The 16,641-nt window shown below is 70.4% G+C and carries 17 protein-coding genes; 13 read left to right on the forward strand and 4 right to left on the reverse strand.

Translation table 11 applies throughout. The features are described 5' to 3' along the window. Positions 1 to 153 precede the first annotated feature (153 nt). The 10 genes from ACWFRU_RS10040 to ACWFRU_RS10085 all read left to right on the forward strand — a co-directional run bounded on the left by ACWFRU_RS10040 (position 154) and on the right by ACWFRU_RS10085 (position 7,989). Positions 154 to 507 carry a winged helix-turn-helix transcriptional regulator gene (locus tag ACWFRU_RS10040; RefSeq protein ID WP_453685625.1) on the forward strand — a complete coding sequence of 118 codons (354 nt, stop codon included), beginning with the start codon at positions 154 to 156 and terminating at the stop codon, positions 505 to 507. A gap of 393 nt (positions 508 to 900) precedes the next feature. Next, positions 901 to 1,335 carry a cupin domain-containing protein gene (locus tag ACWFRU_RS10045; RefSeq protein ID WP_453685626.1) on the forward strand — a complete coding sequence of 145 codons (435 nt, stop codon included), beginning with the start codon at positions 901 to 903 and terminating at the stop codon, positions 1,333 to 1,335. Beyond that, positions 1,332 to 2,399, forward strand: a complete 1,068-nt coding sequence (locus ACWFRU_RS10050; protein ID WP_453685627.1) for a methyltransferase domain-containing protein — start codon at positions 1,332 to 1,334, stop codon at positions 2,397 to 2,399. The genes ACWFRU_RS10045 and ACWFRU_RS10050 overlap by 4 nt, the downstream gene beginning before the upstream one ends. Beyond that, entirely contained in the window at positions 2,396 to 3,703 is a 1,308-nt protein-coding gene (locus tag ACWFRU_RS10055) for a beta-ketoacyl-[acyl-carrier-protein] synthase family protein (RefSeq protein WP_453685628.1), read from the forward strand. Before ACWFRU_RS10050 ends, ACWFRU_RS10055 begins: the two co-directional genes overlap by 4 nt. Continuing rightward, positions 3,700 to 4,941 carry a beta-ketoacyl-[acyl-carrier-protein] synthase family protein gene (locus tag ACWFRU_RS10060; protein WP_453685629.1) on the forward strand — a complete coding sequence of 414 codons (1,242 nt, stop codon included), beginning with the start codon at positions 3,700 to 3,702 and terminating at the stop codon, positions 4,939 to 4,941. The genes ACWFRU_RS10055 and ACWFRU_RS10060 overlap by 4 nt, the downstream gene beginning before the upstream one ends. Then, positions 4,920 to 5,348, forward strand: coding sequence for a holo-ACP synthase (gene acpS / locus ACWFRU_RS10065; RefSeq protein WP_453685630.1), 429 nt, complete (start codon positions 4,920 to 4,922; stop codon positions 5,346 to 5,348). The genes ACWFRU_RS10060 and acpS overlap by 22 nt, the downstream gene beginning before the upstream one ends. Before the next feature lie 52 nt (positions 5,349 to 5,400). After that, positions 5,401 to 5,655: an acyl carrier protein gene (locus ACWFRU_RS10070; protein ID WP_453685631.1), complete on the forward strand. Its 255-nt coding sequence runs from the start codon at positions 5,401 to 5,403 to the stop codon at positions 5,653 to 5,655. A gap of 4 nt (positions 5,656 to 5,659) precedes the next feature. After that, positions 5,660 to 6,103, forward strand: coding sequence for an SRPBCC family protein (locus ACWFRU_RS10075; RefSeq protein ID WP_453685632.1), 444 nt, complete (start codon positions 5,660 to 5,662; stop codon positions 6,101 to 6,103). A gap of 49 nt (positions 6,104 to 6,152) precedes the next feature. Further along, on the forward strand, positions 6,153 to 7,094 hold the full coding sequence (locus ACWFRU_RS10080; RefSeq protein WP_453685633.1) for a PfkB family carbohydrate kinase: 942 nt from the start codon (positions 6,153 to 6,155) through the stop codon (positions 7,092 to 7,094). Between the two features lie 64 nt (positions 7,095 to 7,158). Then, positions 7,159 to 7,989 (forward strand): cyclase family protein, encoded by an 831-nt coding sequence (locus ACWFRU_RS10085; protein ID WP_453685634.1) that lies wholly within the window; start codon positions 7,159 to 7,161, stop codon positions 7,987 to 7,989. Positions 7,990 to 8,086: 97 nt separating this feature from the next. Here ACWFRU_RS10085 and ACWFRU_RS10090 read toward each other — a convergent pair whose 3' ends face one another. Next, positions 8,087 to 8,752 (reverse strand): response regulator, encoded by a 666-nt coding sequence (locus ACWFRU_RS10090; protein ID WP_453685635.1) that lies wholly within the window; start codon positions 8,750 to 8,752, stop codon positions 8,087 to 8,089. A gap of 345 nt (positions 8,753 to 9,097) precedes the next feature. Here ACWFRU_RS10090 and ACWFRU_RS10095 point away from each other — a divergent pair, with 345 nt between their 5' ends. After that, positions 9,098 to 10,981, forward strand: a complete 1,884-nt coding sequence (locus ACWFRU_RS10095) for an alpha-L-fucosidase (protein ID WP_453685636.1) — start codon at positions 9,098 to 9,100, stop codon at positions 10,979 to 10,981. A gap of 159 nt (positions 10,982 to 11,140) precedes the next feature. Beyond that, on the forward strand, positions 11,141 to 12,649 hold the full coding sequence (gene proP, locus ACWFRU_RS10100; protein ID WP_453685637.1) for a glycine betaine/L-proline transporter ProP: 1,509 nt from the start codon (positions 11,141 to 11,143) through the stop codon (positions 12,647 to 12,649). Between the two features lie 13 nt (positions 12,650 to 12,662). Here the strand turns inward: proP and ACWFRU_RS10105 are convergent, their stop codons facing one another. After that, positions 12,663 to 13,196: a PadR family transcriptional regulator gene (locus tag ACWFRU_RS10105; RefSeq protein WP_453685638.1), complete on the reverse strand. Its 534-nt coding sequence runs from the start codon at positions 13,194 to 13,196 to the stop codon at positions 12,663 to 12,665. Positions 13,197 to 13,302: 106 nt separating this feature from the next. On the opposite strand from ACWFRU_RS10105, the gene ACWFRU_RS10110 reads away from it, so the two are divergent. Continuing rightward, a complete protein-coding gene (locus ACWFRU_RS10110; RefSeq protein WP_453685639.1) occupies positions 13,303 to 14,721 on the forward strand; it encodes an MATE family efflux transporter in 1,419 nt (472 codons plus the stop codon). Here the strand turns inward: ACWFRU_RS10110 and ACWFRU_RS10115 are convergent. After that, positions 14,696 to 15,628 carry a hypothetical protein gene (locus ACWFRU_RS10115; protein WP_453685640.1) on the reverse strand — a complete coding sequence of 311 codons (933 nt, stop codon included), beginning with the start codon at positions 15,626 to 15,628 and terminating at the stop codon, positions 14,696 to 14,698. The two genes, ACWFRU_RS10110 and ACWFRU_RS10115, sit on opposite strands and share 26 nt — an antisense overlap. A gap of 146 nt (positions 15,629 to 15,774) precedes the next feature. Continuing rightward, on the reverse strand, positions 15,775 to 16,587 hold the full coding sequence (locus ACWFRU_RS10120) for an SAM-dependent methyltransferase (protein ID WP_453685641.1): 813 nt from the start codon (positions 16,585 to 16,587) through the stop codon (positions 15,775 to 15,777). Positions 16,588 to 16,641 lie beyond the last annotated feature (54 nt).

Below are 16,641 nucleotides of genomic sequence, written 5' to 3' on the forward strand. Positions count from 1 at the left end.
CGGGGTCGGCGGTGCTCGGCATCGGCGGGGCGTGTCGACGGCGCACCACGATGAACCGGGCCCACATCATGGTCAAGGACGCGCAGGAGCCCCGCGTGAGCCGGGATCGCGGTCTCCGCTTCGATTGTCGAAGCCCGGTGTTAACGTCGGTCGATGACCGCACCGCTGCCCGGCCGGCCCACCCCCGCCGCCACCACCGGTCGCCCCCTGGCGGCCGCGCTCGACCTTTTCGGGCGGCGCTGGAGCCTGCGGATCGTGTGGGAGCTGCGGGCCGGGCCGATGGGGTTCCGTGCGCTTCGGCAGCAGTGCGACGCCATGTCGTCGAGCGTGCTGCGGCAGCGATTGACCGAGCTGCTGGAAGCCCGGCTCGTGCATCAACGTCCCGACGCTTCCTATGCGTTGACCGCCCTGGGGCGCGAGGCCCATCAGGCCTTGCTGCCCCTGGACGGCTGGGCGCGGCGGTGGGCGGAAGAGGTCAGCGTGAACTCGGCAGCGGATCAGTCGTAAGGGTGTCGCGCATGAGCGACACGGCGGCCCGCAGCGTGCCGAGCGGGCGCCAGGTGTCGGTCCCTCCTGGGCTGTGTTGAGCGATGCGGTGCGGGGGTGGGCGGTGCCTCGTGGGTGGCTGGTTCGGTTTTCGAAGCGACGGGGCGTGAGGGGTGTCGCGGGAAGTCCATGAGGCCGTCCCCGGAAGTCCAGGTGCGCGCAACTCGCGGGCCGCGTTTGGGACTTCGCCCCACGGCCGTGGGCGTTCCGCCCCGCGTGGTCCGGCTTCAGGTCCCGGCGCCGGTGGTGGTCCATGCCCATAGAGGGCCTCGGTGCGGCTGACTTACGTTCGCATTCGGCGCCGCTCGACGCTGACATCGCGAGGCGCCCATTCCCTTCGGAGAAAGGCAGCAGATGAAGCGTGTGCACAGGACCGCGGTCAAGGCCGAGATAGTCCGCGAGCCCGGAGCGAAGGAAACCACCCACCGGAAACTCATCGATACACCGGACGGCGCCGACCGCTTCGTCCTCACCGAATTCGAGGTCGCGCCGAACGGCTCCACACCACCCCATTTCCACGAGTGGGAGCACGAGATCTATGTGCTCGAAGGGTCGATGGGGCTCGTCATGCCCGAACTCGGAAAGACCGAGGAAGTCGGACCGGGCGACGCCATCTTCATTCCCCGGGGCGAGCCCCACGGCTTCGTCACGGGCTCGGACCAGACCTGCCGGTTCCTGGTCGTCGCCCCCTGCGAGCGGCCCCCGGTACGGAACGTGTTCCTCTCCGAGGACCCGTACGAGTACACGCAGAACCCCGAGTACGTGAGCCTCGTGGAGGGCGGCAGGTGAGCGCCCCGACGGCCGCCGCACACAGCGGCGCCCTCGCTCCGTACGAGGACGCGCCGGACCCCGGTCCGCTCCTCGCCCTGAACTTCGGATTCGCCCGCGCCAGAGTGCTCGGCACCGCCCTGGACCTGGGGGTGTTCACCGGCCTGGCCCGGGGCCCTCGCGCGACGGGGGGACTGGCCGCCGAGCTGGGCTGTGACACCGCCGCGCTGCGGGGGCTGCTCGCCGCCCTGGAGGAGCTGGGCCTGGTCGCCGGTGACGGCACGGAGAGCTGGACGCTCACCGGCCTGGCCCGTGCCTATCTCGTCGAGGGCGGGCGCGGCTATCTCGGCGGCCACTTCGCCGACGTGCTCGCTGAGTGGGACCGGTGGAGCGGCCTCACCGAGCTGGTGCGGAAAGGCGGGCACGGCGGCGGGGAGCTGGGTACGCCCGGGAAACGGGGGCTGTTTCCGGGGATGTTCGCGGGGATCTTCCCGGTGGGGGTGCGCACGGCGTTCCGTGCCGTGCGGGAACTCGGCCTGCGGGACGCCGGACAGGTACTGGACTTCGCGTCGGGCGCCGGTGAGTGGGGCATCGCCCTGGCCGCGGCCGACCCGGAGGCGCGGGTGGTGGCCCACGACGCGCCGGAGCTGCTCGGCGCCGCGCGTGAGCGGGCCGCGGAGTTCGGTGTGGGGGAGCGGTTCCGGTTCGTCCCCGCCGACTTCGGTGGGAACGACGCGGGCCGTATCCCCAAGGCGCCCTTTCCCGCCGGGTGTTTCGACACCGTCGTGCTCGCCCACCTGAGCCGCTTCGCGGGCCCGGACGCCACCGAGCGCCTCGTCCAGGAGTGCGCACGGCTGCTGCGGCCCGGCGGCACCCTCCTGATCGTCGACGTCATGCGTCAGGAGCCGGGGAGGCCCGCCCTGCACCGCCCGATGATCACGCTCAGCCTCCTGGTGAACACCGAGGCGGGCGGGGTCCAGGAGGAATCCGCGTACCGCGCGGTCATGGAGAAATACGGGGTGACGGCAAAGGAGTCCGTCACGCCCGGCCTCATCACCGTTCTGACAGGAGAAAGGCGTCAGTGATTCACGTGCAGGAAGCAGTACGAGAAGTGGTGGTCACCGGCCTTGGCGTGGTCAGCCCGGCCGGAATAGGGACGGAGGCGTTATGGGAGACGATCTCCGCGGGAAAGAGCGTCACGAAACCTCTTTCCGGCATTACGAGCTCGGCGCTCTTCGGAGACTTTGACTTCGTCTCGGACTCGATCGCCGAGGTCCCCGGATTCGAGGAGCAGATACCGGCGCTCCCGAATGAGGTGCAACGCCTCGACCGGTACACGCAGTTCGCCGTCGCGGCCGCGTACCAGGCCGTACGGGACGCCGGGCTCACCCAGGGGGCGTACGACCCCGAGCGCGCCGGACTCTCGCTGTCCACGGCCGTCTGCGGAACCCCGAAGATGGAGGAGGAGTTCCTGCGGGTCACCGACGAGGGCCGCAAGCCCGTCGATCCGGCCAAGGCGGGCCGCGACCTCTACCTGGCGTCCATGTCGAACACGCCCGGCACGGTCCTCTCGGCGCTGCTCGGCATGCGCGGCCCGTGCGTGACCCTGTCCACGGGGTGCATCGGCGGCGTCGACGCGATCGGCCACGCCTATGAGACGATCCGCCACGGGGAAGCCGACGTGATGATCGCGGGAGCCACGGAGGCGCCCATCACCCCGGTGACGGTGGCGTCCTTCGAGATCATCAACTGCCTCTCGCGGGCCCACGGCGACCGCCCCGAGGCCGCCTCGCGCCCGTACGACGCGGGCCGCGACGGGTTCGTCCTCGGCGAGGGCTGCGGCATCGTCGTACTGGAGTCGCGCGAGCACGCCGACCGGCGGGGCGCCGCGCCGTACCTGACGGTCGACGGCTTCTCGCACACGTCGAACGCCGCGCACATGACGGATCTGCTCTCCGACGGCGAGGACCTCACCCGCGCCATGACACAGGCCGTCGCGGAGGCCGGCCTGCGTCCGGAGGACATCGACCACGTCAGCTCGCACGGCAGCTCGACCCCGCAGAACGACACCTGCGAGACCAGCGCCCTCAAGCTCGCCCTCGGCGAGCGCGCCCGGCAGATCCCGGTGAACTCGGCGAAGTCGATGGTCGGCCACGCCCTGGCCGCCGCGAGCGCCATGGAGATCGTCCTCTGCGCCCTGGCGGGCAAGCACTCCTTCGTCCACCCGACCGCCAACTACGAGAACCCCGACCCCACGTGTGACCTCGACTACGTCCCGGGCGAAGGCCGGCCGTGGCACGGCGAGGCGATCCTCAAGGGCGCCAGCGGATTCGCGGGGCTGCACGCCGCGCTCGTCACGCGGGCCGTGCGGGAAGGGGCGCACCGATGAGCGTCGTCATCACCGGCATCGGCGCGGTCACGCCCGCGGGCACCGGCGTCGACCCCCTCTGGGACAGCGCGCGCGAAGGCGTCCCGCGGGTCGCCGCCATCGACCGCTTCGACGCCTCGGAGTACGCCACGTCGGCGGCGGGCCAGGCCGACTTCGACGCGTCCGCCGAACTGCCGTCCCGCTTCGTCAAGCGCACCGACCGCTTCACGCACCTGTCCGTGCACGCCGTGCGCCAGGCCCTCGCGGACGCCCGGATCACCGTGGGCGAAGAGGCGTCGGCCGAGCGCACCGGAGTCATGGTCGGAAACATCCTGGGCGGCTGGGAGTTCGCCGAGCGCGAGCTGCGCCACCTGTGGACCGACGGGCCGCGCGCGGTCAGCCCCTACCAGGCCACCGCCTGGTTCCCGGCGGCGCCGCAGGGCAACATCTGCATCGACCAGGGGATCAAGGGCCCGGCACGCACGTTCGTCGCCGACCGGGCCAGCGGGGCGTACGCGCTGATCGGCGGGGCCGAGGCACTCCTGCGTGACCGCGCGGACGTCGTGATCGCGGGCGGCGTGGAGGCACCCCTCTCGCCGTACGGCTGGCTCTGCATGGAGACCAGCGGCCTCGGCGCCAAGTCCCGCGGCTCGCTCGCCCCGCACGAGCTGTACCGGCCGTTCGACGCGGGCCACGGCGGCAGCGTCTTCGGCGAGGGCGCGGTGTTCCTGGTCATGGAGCGCCGCGAGCACGCCGAGCGGCGCGGGGCGCGCGTCCTGGGCGAGCTGGCCGGCTGGGGCGCGAGCACCGACGGCTACATGCCGTACTACACCGTCGAGCCGACCGGGCAGGTACTCGGCCGCGCCATGCGGACCGCGACGGAACGCGCCGGGATCTCCGGCGGCGACATCACGGCGGTCTTCGCGCACGGCTCGGGCATCCCCTTCGAGGACGTGACGGAGGGCTACGCGCTGCACGAGGCGTTCGGCCCTTCCGTGGCGCGCCGAATCCCGGTGACCGCGCCCAAGTCGGGCTTCGGCCACCTCCTGGGCGCGGCGGCACCCGCCGACGCGGCCCTCGCGCTGCGGGCGATGCGTGACGGGGTGCTGCCGCCGACGGTGAACCTGGACCACCCGGCTCCCGGGATCGACCTCGACCTGGTCGCCGGACAGGCACGTCCGGTCGGCGACTGCGAGCACACGCTGGTCGTCTCGCGCGGTCTCGGAGGTGTCAACGCATGTCTGCTGCTGAGGCGTTGACCGTGGATGGCGCTCTGCCCCGGTCGGCCGGAATCCGGGCGGTGGGCATCGACATCGTCGACGTCGAGCGCCTGCGCGCCATGACCGAGCGGCGTGGACAGCGGCTCGCGGAGCGCTTCCTCACCGCGAACGAACTGGCCCTGTGCGACGGCACGTCGCCCCGCCACCGGGCCTCCCGCATGGCGGGCCGCATCGCCGCCAAGGAAGCCGTGCGCAAGGCGCTCGGCGGCCACGGCGATGGCCTCGGCTGGCGGGACGTCGAGATCGGCCGCGACGCGTCGGGCGCACCGGCGCCCCGGCTGACGGGCCGGGCCGCCGAGGCCTTCCGGCGCGCCGGCCACAGCGGTCTGCACGTGAGCATCTCGCACGAGGCGGGCGTGGCCGTGGCGATCGCGGTCGCGGACTGACGGCAGCCGACGACCGCACCAACAACCCTTCCCTAAGGAGCAAGTGAGTCACATGGACATCCGCGAGAACGTGGTCACCGTCATGCGCGGTGCCGGTTTCGAGGGCGAGGAGCTGACCGACGGGCAGCGCCTCGCCGAGGACCTCGACATCGACTCGACCGAGCTGGTCGAGATCGTCGTCGCCCTGGAGCAGCACTTCGGCATCAGCATCGACGCCGATGCCGAGGGCGGCTTTTGCACCATCGGTGACCTCGTCGACTGCGTGGGGCGCCTGCTGTCGGCAGACGTCGCCGCGGTGGGGAGCTGACCCGATGCCCAGGATCGAGAACAGCGTCGTCATCGAGGCCGACGCCCCGCACGTCTTCGACATCACCAACGACATCGGCCGCTGGCCCGACCTCTTCGACGAGTACCGGCACGCCAAGGTGGTCTCGCAGGAGCGGGAAGGGCGCTGGACGGAAATCCTCTTCGAGCTGACCAACCCCGAGGGCACGACCTGGAGTTCGTGGCGCCTCCTGGACCACCGCGAGCTGACGGCGGTCGCCGAGCGGCGCGATCCGCTCTTCCCGTTCCGCTACATGCACCTCAAGTGGAGCTACCGGCAGGTGCCCGAGGGCACCCTGATGACCTGGGTCCAGGACTTCGAGGTCGACGACGCCTTTGATGTCCCGCTGCCGACCGTCGTGGAGCGCATGCAGCTGCACACCCGGCAGAACCAGGCGGGCATCAAGCGGAAGATCGAGTCCGGGGTCTGAGTTCCCCGTGCCCATCGCCGTCACGGGGGTCATCGCGATGGACCACCTCATGACTTTTCCCGGCCGGTTCCCGGAGCGGCCGGGAGCCCGCCGCCCGCACGTGGCGTCGCTGGCCTTCCTCGCCGAGCGGCTCCAGATACGCCGGGGCGGCGCCGCCGCCGACCTGGCCTTCGGTCTCGGCCTGCTGGGTCTCGACCCAATCCTGGTCGGAGCCGTCGGCTCCGACTTCGCCGACTACCAGGTGTGGCTCAAGCAGCACGGCGTCGACACCGAGTCCGTCGTCGTCGTGCCGGGCGAGCACACCGCACGGTACGTGAGCGCGACCGACATGGAGGGGGAGCGGATCAGCACCTTCCTGCCGGGGGCCATGCGGGACTCGGCCACCCTCTCGCTGCGTGCGGTCGCGGAACGCACGGGCGGAATCGGGCTGGTGGTCGTCGAGCCGGGCGATCCGGCGGCGATGCTCCGGCACACCCGGGAATGCCGTGCGATGGGGCTGCCGTTCGTGGCCCACCCTGCGTGGCAGATCGACGGGATGGGCCGTACGGACCTGAAGTACTGCGTGTCGGGCGCGACTTACCTCGTCACCGACGAGGGCGAGGCCGCGCGGCTGAGGAAGCGCACCGGCTGGAACGGTCCGCGCATCCTCGAACGGGTCGGGGCGTGGGTGACCACGCTCGGCGCCGCCGGGGTGCGGATCGAGCGGGCCGGCCGGGAGCCGTCCCTCGTCCCCGCCATCGGCTCGGTCACCATGACCGGGCCGGGCGGGGCGGGGGGCGCCTTCCGGGCGGGACTCGTCGCCGGGGTCGTCCAGGGCGCGCCGGCCGAGAGGGCGGCCCAACTGGGCTGTGCGCTCGCCTCGTTCGCCCTGGAGACGGCCGGCACGCAGGAGTACGCGCTCGACGTACGACGCCTCCTCAACCGGGTCAGGGGGGCGTACGGCCAGACGGCGGCGGCCGCGATCCGCCGCCTGCTCATCTACGCCGCGTAAGGCGTCGTCGACCGGAGAAGCCACCCGGAGAACCGAAGAATCCAACCAGAGAGGGCGTCCGCCCATGTACGTGGACCTGAGCATCCCCATCGACCGCCGGGCGCCCGGCGTGGAGTTCGAGCAGTGGCTCCACCGGGACGGCATCCGCCATCTGTCGCGCAGGATCAGGGCGTTGCCGGGGGACAGCCGCGCGGACCGGCGGCGCAACTACTGGCGCTGGCTGACCGGGGCCCGCAGGCTGCGCGCACGCGATGTGCCCGGCGGCTGCTTCCTCTCCAACGAGTTCTACCGGATGTCCGTGCATCAGGGCACGCACGTGGACGCCCCTTTCCACTACGGCCCTGAGTGCGAGGGCAGGCCCGCGAAGAAGGTGCTCGAACTGCCTCTGGAGTGGTTTCGCGGGCCCGGCGTCGTCCTCGACGTACGGGAGTGCGAGCGCGGGGGACGGGTCACGGTCCACGACGTCAAGAAGGCGTTGCACGCCGCCGGTTCGGAGGTGGGCCCCGGGACGGTGGTGCTCTTCCGTACCGACTCCGACCTGCGGCTGGGCACGCCCGCGTATTACACGGAGTCCACCGCCATCACCCCCGAGGCCGTCGACCATCTCCTTGATCTCGGGGTGAAGGTGCTCGGCACGGACTGCTGGAGTTTCGACGGTCCCGCCCGAGCGATGGTGGAGAATTTTTACGGGACCGGTGACCCCGCGGCTCTCTGGCCCACGCATATCCATGGCAGGAAACGTGAGTTCATCCAGATCGAGGGGCTCGCCCGATTACGGGACCTCCCGCGGAACGGCGGCCCCTTCACCTTCATGGCGTTCCCCGTCGCCCTTGCCGACGCGGGCGCTGCATGGTGCAGGGCAGTGGCCGACGTACGGGAATCGGCTCCGGCATGATTTCAGGAACCTTTCAGGAGACGCATTGAACGGGACAATTGCGCGGGCAATTGAGACGTTTTCCGGATCGGTGTCAGGGAGACGCCCCTCCGGTGCGTCACGGGTCCGTCGCCAGTCCTCCGGGGCTTCCCAGGGAGCGTTTCGCGTACAGGACGGTCTGGACACGGTTGGGGGTGCCCAATTTGGCGTAGATACGGCTCAGATAGTTGCGCACGGTCTTCGGGCGAATGCCCAGGACCGTGGCGATGCAGTCGGTCTCGTGGTCGTCGGCGACCATGGACAGGATCTGCCGCTCGCGCTCCGTCAGCGTCGACAGGGCCGTGTCGTCGCCGCGGTGACGGCCCGCCATGAGCTGCAGGATCGGCCCCGCGGTGGCCGCGGTGAACGCGGCGCCGTCGCGGTGCACGGCCAGGAGCGTCCCGCGCAGTTCGTCCGCGTCGATGCTGCGGGAGAGATACGCGTTGGCCCCGGCCACGAAGGCCTCGCGCATATAGACCGGCTGCTGGTTGGAGGAGAGGATGACGATGCGCACGTGACCGGACTCGCGGCGAATGGCCCGGATCGCGTTCATCCCGCCCGTGCCGGGAACGGCGAGTCCCATCACGACGATCTGCGGGCGCTGCCTGCGCAACTGCTCGAGCGCGGCGGCCGCGTCATGGGCTATGGACACGACAGAGAACTCCGTAAACCCGTCGAGAAGCTTTCGGAAGCCTTCGAGCACGAGTTGTTCGCTGTCGACAAGCAGGATCTTTATCGATGACATGATGGCCCCCGTTTGGCTGATTTCCATCGTCGACGAATTATCCGCCTGAGCCGATGCTACACCACTCGCACAAAGGTTCTTTCGGTGAATAGTCAATAGAGAGCGGCCCTGCGAGGGTTATATCGGAGTCACAGATTCCTTTCGCGGGCTGATCGGAATTCGTTTGAAATCTTTATGGGGGCGAGGGGCTGCCGGGTGGGCGTGGGGCTGCTCGGTGCAGTCATCGGAGCGATGGCGCGTGATCGCGCCAACATCTGCCGCATCAGGGCCAGTTGAGCGCATTGACATCCGATGTATTCGACCCTACGTTCCCGAGCGACCCGTCAACCTCAGGGAGCCGCCCCCATGCGCACGCAGCTCAGCCGCACCCGGCGAAGAGTCGCCGGGACCGCCCTGTTCCTCGCCTCGGCCCTCGCCGCGACCGCCGTACCTGCCGCGGTGGCCGCCCCGACGGAACCCCCCGCCGCGACGTCCACCACCGCGACTTCCCCCACGGCCGAACGGCCCGCGGCCACCGGCCCCGGAACCGACCACGCCACCGACGACCCCTTCACCGCCGAGCGCACCAACTGGTGGCGGCAGGACCGCTTCGGGATGTTCATCCACTTCGGCGCGTACTCCAACCTGGAGGGCGAGTACAAGAAGGCCGACGGCTCCGTGTGCCGTGACGCGGAGTGGATCCAGCGCCAGTGCGACATCCCGAAGGCGGAGTACGAGAAGCAGGCCGCGACGTTCGACCCCGCCGACTTCGACGCCAAGGCCGTGGTCAAGGCGGCCAAGGACGCCGGAATGCGCTACATCGTCATCACCTCGAAGCACCACGACGGCTACGCGATGTGGCCCACGAAGGTCAACGACTGGAACCTGCGCGACCACTCGTCCTTCGACAAGAACCGCGACATCCTCGCCGAGTTGAAGAAGGCCTCCGACGACGCGGGCATCAAACTCGGCTTTTACTACTCGATCTGGGACTGGCACGACCCGGACTTCCCGGACCCGGCCACCTTCCCCCGGTACGAGAAGCGGATGCGCGCCCAGCTCAAGGAGCTGGTCGACACCTATGACCCCGCCCTGCTCTGGTTCGACGGCGAGTGGGAGACGGACAAGCCCCACAACCCCTGGACGGCGAAGGACGGCGAGAAGCTGGAGGCACACCTCCGTGATCTCGACCCGGACCTGATCATCAACAACCGCGTCGGCAAGCGCCGCGTCGTCGACGGCGACTACGGCACCCCCGAGCAGGAGATCCCCGGCGCCCCGGTCGACGGCCAGCTCTGGGAATCCTGCATGACCCTCAACGGCCACTGGGGCTTCGCGCGCTATGACAACAATTGGAAGTCGTCGGCGACCCTGGTGAGGAACCTCCTCTCCACGACGTCCCGCAGCGGCAACTACCTCCTGAACGTCGGCCCCGACGCCCGTGGCCGCGTGCCGCAGCCCTCCGTCGACCGCCTGAAGCAGATGGGGGACTGGCTGCGTACGGCCGGCCAGGGCAGCGCGGTGTTCGGCGCGCGCTTCGGCGGGCTCGTCGAGGAGCCGTCCTGGGGCTCGGTCAGCCGCAAGGGCGACAAGCTGTACGCGGCGGTCACCCAGTGGCCCGCGTCCGGCGCCGCCCTGCACCTGAAGGCGCGCACGGACTTCGACGTCACGTCGGCGCGGGTGCTCGGCAGCGACCAGAAGGTGACGGTCGCCAGGTCCGGCGACGGCTTCGACCTGAGGCCGTCCGGCGCCGCGGCCAACGACACCGCCACGGTCATCGAGCTGAAGGTCGACCCGGGCCCGACCGCCCGCCCCGGCAAGGGCAAGGGCCTGAAGCAGGAGATCTTCGACAACGCCGAGCTGAGCGGCACCCCGAAGATCACCCGCACCGACCGCACGGTCAACCACGCCTGGAAGTACGAGGGCTCACCCGCGGCGAGTATCCCCTCGGACCGGTTCGGCGTCCGCTGGACCGGCACGCTGGAGCCGCGCCGAACGGAGACGTACACGCTGACGACCGTCTCGGACGACATGGCGCGGGTGTGGGTCGACGGCAAGCTCGTCATCGACTCCTGGACGCCCCACGAGCCGAAGATCGACAAGGGGCAGGTCGCCCTCACGGCCGGGAAGCGGCACACGATCAAGGTCGAGTACGCGGAACAGACCGGCGAGGCCCACATGAAGCTGCTCTGGTCCAGTCCGGGACAGGAACAGCAGATCGTGCCGGCCTCGCAGTTGTACGCGCGCTGAGAGAGCCGGGCCCCAAGTCCCGCCGAGTCAGGACTTGGGGCCCGCACGCCGAGGACCAACGGCAGGCACCTTCCGCTCTTCGAATTGGGCAGTGTGGATCGACGCCCGACTGGGCAGACGACCGTTCGTCGATCTCTGATCTCCCAGGTCAGGCGGTCGATGACAGCCATTGCCGAGCAAGAGAGTGACTGCACCGTGAGCGCGCCCGAAGCCCCCGAAACACCGGCACCGCCCGCTCCGGAGGCCATAGCCCGGCATCGCGCGCTCTTCCGCGCGATCCACCGCCGCAAGAACCCGCGGCTGCGTCAGTCGGACATCACGGTCACCGAAGAGGCGCAGGTGCGGCGGGCGGTGAAGGCCACCGCGCTCGGCAACGCCATGGAGTGGTACGACTTCGGCGTCTACGCCTACCTCGCGGTGATCATCGGCAAGGAGTTCTTCCCCTCCGGCAACGACACCGCGCAGACCCTCTCCTCCCTGGCCACGTTCGCCGCCGCGTTCCTGGTGCGCCCCATCGGCGGCATGGTCTTCGGGCCGCTGGGTGACCGCGTGGGCCGCAAGAAGATCCTCGCGCTGACCATGATCATGATGTCGACGGCGACCCTGGCGATCGGCCTGATCCCGTCCTACGCCAGCATCGGCGTCTGGGCCCCGGTCCTGCTCGTCCTGTGCCGCATGGTGCAGGGCTTCTCCACGGGCGGTGAGTACGGCGGTGCCGCGACCTTCATCGCCGAGTACGCGCCGGACAAGCGCCGCGGATTCTGGGGCTCCTTCCTGGAGTTCGGCACCCTGATCGGCTACACGGTCGCGGCGGTCCTGGTGACCGCGCTGACCATGGGGCTCAGCGACGACACCATGCAGTCCTGGGGCTGGCGCATCCCGTTCCTGGTGGCGGCGCCGCTCGGACTCATCGGCCTCTACCTGCGGCTGAAGCTCGACGAGTCGCCCGCCTTCCAGAAGATGGCGGAGGCGGAGAGCGGGCCGGCCGCCGAGCGCCAGAAGAAGTCCCTGAAGGACTCCTTCTTCGGCCAGTGGAAGGCGATGCTGCTCTGCATCGCGCTGGTCGCCGCGTTCAACATCACCGACTACATGCTGCTGTCGTACATGCCGACGTATCTGACGCAGCTCGGCTTCGGCGAGACCGGCGGCCTGATGTCCATCGTGGTCGTCATGCTGATCCTGATGGCGCTCATCAACTCCGTCGGCCGTCTCTCCGACCGCATCGGCCGCAAGCCGGTCCTGATGGCTGGCTCGGTGGGCTTCTTCGTCCTCGCCCTGCCGGCCTTCCTCCTCATCAAGCAGGGCGGCACGGTCGCGGTCTTCACGGGCCTGCTCATCCTCGGCCTCGCCCTGGTCTGCTACCTGGGCGCCATGTCCTCCTCGCTCCCGGCCCTGTTCCCGACGGACGTGCGCTACGGCTCCCTCTCCATCGGCTTCAACATCTCGGTCTCGCTCTTCGGCGGTACGACCCCGCTGGTGGTCGCGGCGCTGATCGGCGCGACCGGCAACGACCTGATGCCCGCCTTCTACACGATGCTCGCGGGCCTGGTCGGCATCATCGCGGTGGCCGCGATGAAGGAAACGGCCCGCAAGCCCCTGGAGGGCTCCCCGCCGTCGGTCGCGACGCCCGAGGAAGCCCGCGAACTGGTGGCGGCCCAGCGCCCCTGACCGTCACGCACTCTCATCGGCGCTCGTCCTCCAGGGCGCCGATGGCCTCGGTCAGCCACTTCTTCTCCTCCGTGCCGGTGGCGCGCGCGATCCGGAGCATGCCCTGACGGAAGAGGTCGGGTGTCTCCTCCGCCGCCACCGGCTTTCCGTCGCGGTAGAAGAAGCTCGCCGGTGTGTCGAGGAAGGCCTGGCGGCGGCGGAGCACGGCGGCCTGCTCGGCCGGGTCCGGAAGGTGGCGCAGGAACGCGAGCAGGGTGAAGAAGCGCTGCCCGTCGGTGATTTCGGCGTCCTTGGGGGCGCGGAGCCTGCCGAGGAGTTCGTCTCGTCCCGCCTCGGTGAGGGAGAGGATGCGGCGCGGCGCCGCGCTCTTGCCCGGTTCGGTGCGCTGCTCGACGAGGCCCGCCTTGACCAGGCGGGTGATCGCCGGATAGAGCGCGCCGTCGCTCACCGGGCGGATGTGGCCGCTGAGGCCCTGGATACGGGACTTGAGGTCATAGCCGCTCAGGGCCTCCTCGTGGAGAAACCCCAGGATCGACAGCTCCAGCATTGAGTTGAGCCCCCTCCGCGTACGCGTGCCCTTGTCCGGCCGTGCGGTTGATGCTATCTCTTTCCGCTGTACCTCGAAACGAGGTACAGCGGAAAGAGGGGGATGGATGGCAGGGGCGGCAGCACCACCGATGGACCACAGGCGCAGGCTGGTGGCGCTCGCGTACCCGGTCTACTTCGAGCTGCTCGCTGGGGTCACGGCCGGGATCATCAACATGGTCTGGGTGGCCCGGCTCGGCGGAGCCGCGGTCGCCGCGGTGGCCGTCGCCACGAACGTCGAGAACCTGCTGCTCGGCGTCATCCTCATGGCCGGGTCCGGTACGACGGTCCTGGTCGCGCGGGCCAGGGGAGCGCGGGACCAGGCCGCGACACGGTCCGCGGTGCGCGGCGGCTGGACGCTGTGGGCGCTGATCACGCCGGTCGTGGCGGTCGGGGGCTACCTGTGCCGGGAGCCGTTGGCCCGGTTGGTGCTCGGCGGCGGTGACGGGGACGCACTCGCCCTGACGACCGGCTACTTCGCCGTCGCGCTGCCGGGCATGGCGGTCTACTTCGCCATGAACGTCGTCGACGGAATCCTCAAGGGCGCGGGCGACACCCGCACCCCGATGCGTCTCGCCCTGCTGGCCAACGGCCTGATCCTCGTCCTGGACCCGCTGTTCATCCTCGGGCTCGGACTCGGGGTGCGCGGGGCGGCGATCGCCACGGTCATCGGCCGGACGACCGCTCTGCTCTGCGGTCTCGTGGCCCTGCGCCGCCGGATGCGCGGGGAGCCGCGCGATCAGCCGCAGCCGGGCCGTGGTCGAGGGGCCCTTCTCCGCCGCGTGAGGCGCCTGGCCGCCGACGCGCGCGCCACGGCGGCGACGGGTCTTCCGATGTCCGCCGACTTCGTGCTCCGCATGACGGGCGCCCTCGCCCTGGTCGCGGTCGTGGCCAGGATCGGCGTCGGTGAAGTCGCCGCGTACGGGATCGCGACCAAGGCGATGTATCTGGCGACGATGGCCTTCTACTCCGTGCGCCAGGCCGCTGCCATTCACACCGCCCACCTGCTGGGCGCCGGCAGCGACGAACGCAGGGCCGTCGGGCGCCAAGCGCTGGTCGTCGCGGGGACGTTGGGTCTCGGAGCCGCGCTGCTGCTGCTCGCCGCCGGTCCATGGATCATGCGGGTGTTCGGAGCCGAGGGCGAGGTGGCCGACGCGGGGGCGCTCTATCTGCGCTGTCTGGGGCCGTACTTGGTGCTGCTGGCCTGCTTCATCGCGCTGGGCGGAGTGTTCGAGGGCAGCGGCGGGAGCCCGGCCCTCGCCCGCATCACGGGATGCGGGGTGGTGGTCCAACTGGGGCTCGCGTACGCCCTGTCGGGTCTCGGGCTGCCGGGCGTCTGCCTGGCCATGGCGGTGTCCATGGCCGTGCAGTGCGCGGCGGTCGGACGGCTCTACCGGCGAGCGGGGCGTACGGCTCCGGGACGCCCCGCACGACGCGAGCCGAGATCGGGCGGCGCGGGAGTCAGTCGCAGAGGCGGCGCGTGGTGAGGGAGCCGCCCGCGTTCTCGTCGTCCGTGCCGAGGGCCGCGAGGTCGGAGCCGGGGACGCACTGCAACGCCTCGATCTTGTAGCCCTCGAACCTGTCCAGAAGCTCGGGCGACTCGGAGACCGACAGTCTCACCTCTCCCTCGGAGGTGATGGCCAGCCTGCCCGCGTCGCTCACGGCGGAGTCGAACGGACCGTCGTCACCGGCATCGGACGCGGAACTGACAAGCAGCCGACCCGACTTGGTCACCTCGATGTCCGAGGCATGGCGCACGTCCCCCTTCGGGTACGGCGCACGGAGCGTCGCCTTCCGCACCTCGCCGAACTCCGACTCGCCGTAGGAGCTGATCGAGAACGAGGCCGCGTACAGCGTCGCGGGGCGGTCCGCGCCCTCGCCGCGGTCCGCCCAGACCGCCGCCATCTTCCCGTTCCGTTCGGTCAGGGTGAAGCTCTCGAAGTTGTCGCCGGCGCCGATCGCGGGCAGCGGGGTGATGTCGAGGACCTTCGCGGCCTCTCCGGCGTCGGTCAGCTTGACGTGGTAGGCGATCCCGCGGCTGGCGACGGCCACGAACTCGTCGGCCGTGCCCGGCACCGCGTCGACCGCCTCCAGGTCCACGGGCTCGATGCCGTCCTGCCAGGTGATCGCCGCGACCTCGGCGGGACGGCCGATGCGGTGGGTCACCTCGGCGATGCGGTTCTCGCCGGGCCGCTTGTTGTCGCGTACGACGAGGGCGCGAAGATGATCACCCGAACGGTAGGTGACGGCGAGGCCGCTGATGCCGGACCTCACGTCGTCCCCGACCTGGTGCCACCGACCCGCCTCCGGCTGCGCCGCGGACAGCCCGGTACCGAACACCATGGCAACTCCCGCGCCCAGTGCGGTCATTGCGGTCAGAAGGGGCTTACGCATGGTCAGGGACCTCTCGCTCGATGTGCGACGCGCGTAGATTTTTCACGGCTGGCCGGACCGTAATGGCCCGGCCGACCGCGAGGCAAGGGAAGTACCTGGATCGGTCTAACCAGCCAACGGGCTCACACCATCGAACGCGCGGGAGGCTACGGCTTGCGGCCCACCGCGCCGTACGCGTCGACCGGGGTCGGGTCCTCGGAGTCGGGGCGCCACCGGGTGACCTGGGCGACTCCGGGGTCCACCAGCTCCAGGCCGTCGAAGAAGCCGGCGATCTCCTCGACGCCGCGTACGTGGTAGGGGATCGCGCCGCTCCTGTTGTACGCGTTCGACGCCGCGATCATGCCGTCGCTGGTGGCGGTGCTGTCACTGATGACCAGGTAGCTGCCGGACGGCAGGCCCGCCATGAGCCGGGACACCAGCTCGCGCGCCCGCGCGTGATCGCCCACGTGGCCAAGGGTGTTGAGGATCATCAGGGCGACCGGCCGGGAGAGGTCGAGGGTCGCGCCTGCCCTCTCCAGGATGGCCTCGGGGGCGTACAGATCGGCGTCGATGTACGCGGTCTCGCCCTCGGGCGTGCTGGTGAGCAGGGCGCGGGCGTGGGCCAGGACGAGCGGGTCGTTGTCCACGTGCACGATCCGGGAGTCCGGGGCCACGCGCTGGGCGACCTCGTGCGTGTTGTCGGCGGTCGGCAGGCCCGTGCCGACGTCGAGGAACTGCCGGATGCCCCGCTCCGTCGCCAGATGCCGGACCACGCGCCCGAGGAAGAGCCTGCTCAGGCGCGCCACGTCCACAAGCCCCGGGTGGATCTGCTTGATGTGGTCGCCCAGTTCACGGTCCTTCTCGTAGTTGTCCTTGCCGCCCACGAAGTAGTTCCAGAAGCGCGCGGAGTGCGGTGTGCTGGTGTCGATGCGCGCGCGTATGTCCGCGGCGGCGTCGGCTCGGGGGTCGCGGTGCGGCACGGGGGCCTCCGGTGGGTGATCGGTCTCGGGTGGTACTTGAGGAACGATCACCCG

The organism is Streptomyces sp. NPDC055099, from assembly GCF_053607685.1.

What these genes read in the sequence shown, in the direction of transcription:
- ACWFRU_RS10040 (WP_453685625.1), top strand. Translation starts at nt 154, where the DNA reads ATGACCGCACCGCTGCCCGGCCGGCCCACCCCCGCCGCCACCACCGGT.
- ACWFRU_RS10045 (WP_453685626.1), top strand. Translation starts at nt 901, where the DNA reads ATGAAGCGTGTGCACAGGACCGCGGTCAAGGCCGAGATAGTCCGCGAG.
- ACWFRU_RS10060 (WP_453685629.1), top strand. Translation starts at nt 3,700, where the DNA reads ATGAGCGTCGTCATCACCGGCATCGGCGCGGTCACGCCCGCGGGCACC.
- acpS (WP_453685630.1), top strand. Translation starts at nt 4,920, where the DNA reads ATGTCTGCTGCTGAGGCGTTGACCGTGGATGGCGCTCTGCCCCGGTCG.
- ACWFRU_RS10070 (WP_453685631.1), top strand. Translation starts at nt 5,401, where the DNA reads ATGGACATCCGCGAGAACGTGGTCACCGTCATGCGCGGTGCCGGTTTC.
- ACWFRU_RS10075 (WP_453685632.1), top strand. Translation starts at nt 5,660, where the DNA reads ATGCCCAGGATCGAGAACAGCGTCGTCATCGAGGCCGACGCCCCGCAC.
- ACWFRU_RS10080 (WP_453685633.1), top strand. Translation starts at nt 6,153, where the DNA reads ATGACTTTTCCCGGCCGGTTCCCGGAGCGGCCGGGAGCCCGCCGCCCG.
- ACWFRU_RS10085 (WP_453685634.1), top strand. Translation starts at nt 7,159, where the DNA reads ATGTACGTGGACCTGAGCATCCCCATCGACCGCCGGGCGCCCGGCGTG.
- ACWFRU_RS10090 (WP_453685635.1), bottom strand. Translation starts at nt 8,752, where the DNA reads ATGTCATCGATAAAGATCCTGCTTGTCGACAGCGAACAACTCGTGCTC.
- ACWFRU_RS10095 (WP_453685636.1), top strand. Translation starts at nt 9,098, where the DNA reads ATGCGCACGCAGCTCAGCCGCACCCGGCGAAGAGTCGCCGGGACCGCC.
- proP (WP_453685637.1), top strand. Translation starts at nt 11,141, where the DNA reads ATGACAGCCATTGCCGAGCAAGAGAGTGACTGCACCGTGAGCGCGCCC.
- ACWFRU_RS10105 (WP_453685638.1), bottom strand. Translation starts at nt 13,196, where the DNA reads ATGCTGGAGCTGTCGATCCTGGGGTTTCTCCACGAGGAGGCCCTGAGC.
- ACWFRU_RS10110 (WP_453685639.1), top strand. Translation starts at nt 13,303, where the DNA reads ATGGCAGGGGCGGCAGCACCACCGATGGACCACAGGCGCAGGCTGGTG.
- ACWFRU_RS10115 (WP_453685640.1), bottom strand. Translation starts at nt 15,628, where the DNA reads ATGCGTAAGCCCCTTCTGACCGCAATGACCGCACTGGGCGCGGGAGTT.